Annotated in this window: 6 protein-coding genes; all 6 read right to left on the bottom strand. The window is 64.6% G+C overall.

Features of this window, described 5'->3' with window-relative positions; translation table 11 throughout:
• A partial coding sequence (locus AC1DYI_RS23850; RefSeq protein ID WP_477206620.1) for a diguanylate cyclase domain-containing protein occupies positions 1 to 1,596 on the bottom strand: 1,596 nt, incomplete at its 3' end.
• Entirely contained in the window at positions 1,596 to 2,165 is a 570-nt protein-coding gene (locus AC1DYI_RS23855; protein ID WP_477206621.1) for a heme NO-binding domain-containing protein, read from the bottom strand. The genes AC1DYI_RS23855 and AC1DYI_RS23850, both read right to left, overlap by 1 nt.
• A gap of 45 nt (positions 2,166 to 2,210) precedes the next feature.
• On the bottom strand, positions 2,211 to 3,083 hold the full coding sequence (locus AC1DYI_RS23860) for a dihydrodipicolinate synthase family protein (protein WP_477206622.1): 873 nt from the start codon (positions 3,081 to 3,083) through the stop codon (positions 2,211 to 2,213).
• A gap of 10 nt (positions 3,084 to 3,093) precedes the next feature.
• Positions 3,094 to 3,834 (bottom strand): TenA family transcriptional regulator, encoded by a 741-nt coding sequence (locus AC1DYI_RS23865; RefSeq protein ID WP_477206623.1) that lies wholly within the window; start codon positions 3,832 to 3,834, stop codon positions 3,094 to 3,096.
• A gap of 27 nt (positions 3,835 to 3,861) precedes the next feature.
• Positions 3,862 to 4,620 (bottom strand): class I SAM-dependent methyltransferase, encoded by a 759-nt coding sequence (locus AC1DYI_RS23870; RefSeq protein WP_477206624.1) that lies wholly within the window; start codon positions 4,618 to 4,620, stop codon positions 3,862 to 3,864.
• 463 nt (positions 4,621 to 5,083) lie between these two features.
• On the bottom strand, positions 5,084 to 6,402 hold a 1,319-nt coding region (locus AC1DYI_RS23875), incomplete at its 5' end, for a response regulator (RefSeq protein ID WP_477206625.1).

The raw sequence follows: 6,402 nt of genomic DNA on the forward strand, positions 1-6,402 counted from the left end.
GAATTCGTCCCCGCCGAATCGGGCCACGGTGTCGCTCTCGCGCACGCTGTCTCGCAGACGGTCGGCGCAGGCGCGCAGCAACACGTCGCCGGCGCTGTGACCGAGACTGTCGTTGACGTGCTTGAAGCGGTCGAGGTCCATGAACAAGACCGCGACCTTGCTTTGGTCCCGTGCGGCGCGCTGGATGGCGTGCTCCAGCCGCTCGTGCAGCAAGGGCCGGCTGGCCAGACCCGTCAGCGCGTCGTGGTAGGCCGCATGGCGCAGTGCCGTCTCGGCTTGCTTGCGCTGCAGGTACTGGGCCAACTGACTGGCAATGGAGCGCAGGAAGGCTTCGATCTCGCGATCGACTCCGACCGGCGAACGGCTGAAGAATTCAAGCGCCGCGAACTGCGCCCCCGCAATGACCGGGATGACCACAGCAGCCTGCAGGCCGCTGCGGCCCGCGATCTGGTCGAGTGTCGGTGATGCATCGCCCGCAGGAATCGCTCGCCACAATGGAATGGCCGAGACCCACGCCGCGTCGAGATGGCCGCCCTGGCGTGGCCCACTGAAACCACGCATGGTGGCGACAAACTCCAGCGCGGCCGCATCGTCGGCTGCCGCCCAGGCCCCCAGGCAACGAACCTGGGCGTCGAGACCCACCCCCCAGCACACCGCAGCGTGCCAACCCAGCTGCGCGCCGGCCGATGACAGGATGTAGGCCACCGCACGCTCGGGCTCGACGTCTGCAGCCAGCTCTCGAGCGATGTCGTTGGCCAGTTCCATCCGCAAAGCGGACTGCTTGCGTGTCGTCTCGTCGCGTACGGCGGCGCGCACGGTGGTGGCGCCGCTTTCCGTGGATCGTTGCAAGTTGACGTGCACCCATCGATCGGTCCCGTCGGGCGTGTGCACGCGGTGCTCAAGCTCAACCGGAGCGTCGTCTTGCTCTGCATGCGCGATGGCCTCGCGCAACTCGGCCCGGTGCACCTCAGGCATCAGCGTTAGCAGCCGCGCCAGCGTGGGTGTCTCCGCTGCCGCGGCGAGCCCGTAAATGCGCAGTGCCTCGTCCGAGCATTCGACCTCGCCGGTCTGGGCATCGAGCACCCAGCTGCCCAGTTTCGCCAATCCCTGCGCTTGCGCCAATCGCTGCTGGCTGGCCCGCAGCATGCGCGACAGGTCTTGCGCATCCACCAGGGCCTTGTTCTTGGTTTGCAGCAGGAACAGCAAGTCGACGACGGGATCGTGGACAGCGAAGTCGCTGAGCGTCAGCCCGATCCGGGCCATGTCGACCATCTCGACGACCCAGGGCGAACCGAGGAAGAACAATTGCCGATCGCGGGCGACGAATTCGCCGCGCAGACGCAACGGCCCGTCCCGATACTGCAAGACGAACAGCGACTTGTCGCGCTGACGGATCGCATCGAAATCCATGCGCTGCATGACCGGCCGCTGGACGATGAAGTGTTCGATGAACGCTGCCCCTTCGATCAGCAGTGGGCACAGGCGACTCAGTACCGAGCCGCTCTGCAGCACCCGCAGTTGCGGGTCGAGCACGATGTGAAACGGGAACGCCGCAGCGAACTGAGGCGGCGACAGGTTCAGTGCAGCGTGGGACATCACTGCGTCGTTGAGGCTTCCGCGCCGACGTAGTCGATGCGGAAAACGTCGTGGTCGTCTGTCCCGCGATGGGCTGTCTGCCGAACGCTGACTTCCTGAGAGAACCGCTTGCCCAGGCCCTTGATCAACCCGACCACCATCGGGGCCAATCCGGCGCGCTCGCTGCGGTAGTGCAGCAGCAACCCCGGGTCGCCCTCGATCTGCTCCACTTCGAAAGAGGGTGGCCGCAGCGCGGGAAAGCTCATCGCCACATGACTGTGCAGATTGTCCAGGTTGTTCAGGAACGAACGCAGATCCGAGCCGAACATCGCGAGCATTTCGCCGTAGCCCGCCTGCGCGGTGTAGAGCACCCAGTGCTCACCGAAGGCTTCCAGAATCTCAGCTGCATCCAGACCCAGCACCTCGCTGGCTGACCCCACGAGCTTGTACGTGATGTCGTCCGGGTAGCCGTCCATCGAGACGAACATGTCCTGACGGATGCCGGCGCCATCGCGAATCCTGTTCCAGGCGGTGTTGCCGAACCCCTTCTTGACGAAGTCCTCCAGCGCCTGATTGACCAGACCGTACATGTCAGTCCTCCTTGAACATTCGGGTGATGCTCCCCCTACATAGCATCAATGCGCCCTGGCCGTCTGTTCGGTAGCGCCCTGCGGCGCGCCAGCGGGCAGCCGGACGGTCGCATTCCGGATGACGCCGCAATTGAACAGGATCGTCTTGCGCTGGCAGACCATGCTCGCGGCATCCTCACGTTCCTTTATGGCGACGGGCAGGAGAGCCTCATAGGCGGCAGCCGCCCCGGCCCGGTCGCCCCGGCGAAAACATGCCATGACCGCGACGAGAAGCTCCGGGTGCGGATAGCCGGTGAAGAAGCCGTCAGCACCGTGCTCGAGTTCATCCAGACAATTCACACCGCCCAACCCACCGAAGATCCGGATGCGGGCGCCGAGTTGGGCCCGTACCATGGCCATCTTCACGGTCGTGGGTTCCTCTTCCAGCTTGATGCCGCAGACCTGGGGCACCGTTTCGACCAGAGCCTGAATAAGGCTCATCGGCAGCCGTGCGCCGAACTTCGGGTTGTCGAGCAGGATGATCGGCAGGCGCACGGATCGAGCGATCGCGCCGACATGCACCAGCACCTCCTGCGCGTTGCCCATCGGCGGCTTGACCAGCAGCCCCGTGGCGCCGCAGTTGGCCGCGGCGTGGGCTTGGGCCAGCGCACGATCGGTGCGGTCTTCCAAAATGCCGACAACGACCGGCGCGCGACCGGCAGATCGACGAACAACGCGCTGGATCACGCATTGGCGCTCGGCGTCATCGAGCAAGTCCCCCTCGCCGGCAATGCTGGCAGGTACCAGCCCCACGGCGCCGCCGATCAGGTAATGCTCCACCACGCGGTCCAGGCTCTCCATGTCCAGGCCTCCGCCCGCCACCATCGGCGTGGGCAGCACCGCGAAGAGTCCTTGCAACCAGGTGGGCAGACGGCTCATGGGTGCCCCTTCAATCGCCGGTGGTCAAGTGGAAATCGGCGACCCGTTCGGCCTCGTGCAGCACGCCGTCGAAGAACAGGCAGCGCGCGTCCATCGCAGTGCGGATCGCCTGCTCCACCAGAAGTTCGTCCTCGAGCGTGCGCAGCATCGGCAACAAGATGGATTCGAGCTTGTCGGCATGTCCATCGTCGGCATCAATGTGCACCTCGAAGAACATCAGCGCCTCCCTGTCGAAGTTGCCGGCCTGCCGCAGTGCCCCTTGAATGTGCGAGTACAGCGCCGCGACGATGCCTTCAGAGGCGTAGCACAGGGCGCCCAGGATGCCCGCAACGCCGTAACGGTCGCCCAGGCTGCGGTAGGTGTCGATCAACGCCGCGGTCTCGGGCAGCGCGGGTATCGTCGACAGGTGAGCGTCATCCACCCCCAGCGCCCGCGTGAACTGCCGGAACAGCGCCGCATGGGCCCGCTGCGGATCGCCTTCCCCCAGTTCCTCCCACAGGTTCTCGCCAATGACGATGCGCGCGTCTTCTTGCGGGCAAGCTGCCAGGGCCAAGGCCAGAAAGCTCGGGAACTGATGACAGAACTTGTACATCTGTGTGCCAAGCACTCGCACCTGGGCAAGCGTGAGCTGGCCCGCGCGGCAGCGCTCGACGAATGGATGGGACCAAAGCGGGTGGTCTTCCGCGGCTTGCCGGAACCGTGTCGGAGCGTGGAGGGTCAGGCGGGGAATTTCGGAGTGGAGCGACTTCATGCGGCTGTCCTTGGGGGAGTCTGGTGATCAAGCACGGACGACCTTGACGGCCATGTGCAACGGAAGATCGAAGAGCGGACCGAAGAAGTCCTTGTCCATGTCCACCATCTCGCGGGTGACAGTCAGCTCGGTCACGGTCGGCATCGCGGCAAATCCCGCCTCGCGCAGGCCTTCGAAGTAGTCCTGCAGGGTCTTGTGCACCAGCTGCACATCGAGTGCACTGCCGTCGCGTTTCCAGATCCGCCCGCTGAACATGCTGTTGCGAGCGCTGAAGTACCCGGCGGAGCCGATATCGAAATAGAACGGCGGCRCCGGCTCGCGCATGAACGCGAATGCGGGGTGCGGCACGGCGAACACGAACTGGCCTCCCGGCTTCAGCATGCGATGCACGTTGGCCATGACCTGGTGCATCTGCGTGACGTTGAGGTAATTGAACAGAAACACGGCAACGACGAGGTCGACACTGGCGTCACCCAGATCAGCCGTGACCGCATCGGCCTTGTCGTAGCGGATACCCAGCGGCTGCGTGCGCTCGGCTTGGCGAGCGAGCTCGATCATGCGTTCGGAGATGTCAAGCCCCACCACCTGCGCACCGCGCTGGCGCAGCATGCGGCTGCAGTAGCCTTCGCCGCAGCCGAGGTCGAGAACCAGCTTGTCTRCAAGCGGCTCGCACAGCGCCATCACCTGCGGCCGGGCCGTGTAGTCGGACAAGGAGCTGGGCTGATGTCTCGACCAGTTGGCCGCCGTCTGGTCATACAACGTGCGGGCATCGGTGGGCATGTTCATGTTGAGCTGTCCTGGTTGTGGCGGGGCGGGCCGAGGGCCAATGGCGCTCGACCACGAACGTGGAGAAGGCTTGGGGCAAGGCGCGATCGTCAATCCGGCGAGCGTCGACCACGCGCAAATGCGTCGTGGTCAGCCCTGATCGGGGTGGTGACGTTCGGGGGAAGTTGGACTAGTCCGCAGACAGCGACGCGGCATCACGCCGTTCGCGCAGTCAGGGGTCAATCGCTCGAACGCAGATGCCTGTCTAAGGCACCACCCCGGAGTTCGAAGCGAACTCGCACCGGCAATCGAGCCGAGTGACAGGTAACGGGAACAGCTTTGCGTGCAAGGGAACTTGCAAGACCATCTTGCAGCAGATCGCGCCGACCGATCGGGAGAACAGCGGGCCGATCACAGCGCTGTTCGCAGCACGGCTCCCGAGTTACAGCAGGCGTTGCACCCACGATGTGGGGCTCTGAGTGCGTCAGCCTGTGCCTGTCATCGCCTGGCTCTCCTCCAGCGCCGCGGCCGCATCGCTAAATTGCAAATTGTCGATGTGGTCACGCACCAGTTCATACGAACTCGTGCTCAGGATCCGTCGCAGTTGTGGCGAGATGGAGCGAAAGCGGTCCATCGCGGACAGGCTTTGCTGACGCAGCAAATCCACCAGGTCGGCCAAGGCCTGAGGTTCGAGTTCTTCTTCGGATGCCACCTCTTCTTCGGCGTTCCCGTAGGAAGCGTTGAGCGCAGGCGCGGCGCAATCGGCCAGCCGCTGCAGGAGCGCGGCAAGGCTCACCGAGAGATCCGATGCCAGATCCACCTCGCCGGCAACACACGCGGCCTCGGCCTCGCCCGCCAGCTGGTGGATTGCCTTGGCTCCCAACATGCCTGCACTGCCTCTGAGCTTGTGCATGCGACCACCGTGAGCTGCGAGCACTGCCGGCTCCATCTCCACGGCCGGGATGGCGATGTCAGAAAACTCAGCGAACAGGTGCTTCAGCATTGATCGGAACAGGTCGAAGTCACCGCCCAGGCGCCCTCGCGCGTCACTCGAATCGATGCCCTCGATCTCTTGCCATGCGGCGCCCCCATGAACCGGCGTTTCAGAAGCCCCGTCTGGATTGGGGGGGGTCTGGACAGCCACGGGCGTGACATGGCGCAGGATGCTGCTGACCAAGGACTTCGCATCGTAGGGCTTGGTGACATAGTCATCCATGCCGGACGCGGAGGCGCGCTGGCGCTCGCTGCTCAGCGCACCGGCGGTCAACGCGATGATCGGCAAATCCGCCAGCCGCAGTTCGAGTCGAATTCGGCGTGTGGCATCGTGACCGTCGAGCACCGGCATCTGAACATCCATCAACACCACGTCGATGGCGCGCGGTTCGGCTTGGATGCGCTCAAAAGCCTCCAGCCCATTCTTGGCGAGACAAACATGCGCGCCTTCCAGCTCGAGAATGCGTCTCGTCACGTCCAGGTTGATGTCGCTGTCGTCGACGACGAGGATGCGCAAGCCCTGCAGAGCATGTTCGCCCGGCTGGGGTTCGGGCGCGAGCAGACGAGCCAGCTCCTGCGACGAGACCAGTGCGAAATCGAGCTTCACGCTGAACTCGCTTCCCACCCCCGGTGTGCTGTCCAGGCTCACCTCGCCCCCCATCAGGCCAACCAGGCGCTTGACGATCGACAAGCCCAGCCCGGTGCCGCCGAAGCGCCGGGTGATGGAAGCATCGGCCTGGGCGAACGGTGCGAACAACCTTTCCTTGACTTCGGGCGCAATGCCGATTCCCGTGTCCTGCACTGCGAAGC

It is taken from the genome of Ideonella sp. P3_A4, assembly GCF_056403075.1.

Excerpts from the sequence above, each read along its gene's own strand:
- AC1DYI_RS23855 (WP_477206621.1), bottom strand. The coding sequence starts at position 2,165 with ATGTACGGTCTGGTCAATCAGGCGCTGGAGGACTTCGTCAAGAAGGGG.
- AC1DYI_RS23860 (WP_477206622.1), bottom strand. The coding sequence starts at position 3,083 with ATGAGCCGTCTGCCCACCTGGTTGCAAGGACTCTTCGCGGTGCTGCCC.
- AC1DYI_RS23865 (WP_477206623.1), bottom strand. The coding sequence starts at position 3,834 with ATGAAGTCGCTCCACTCCGAAATTCCCCGCCTGACCCTCCACGCTCCG.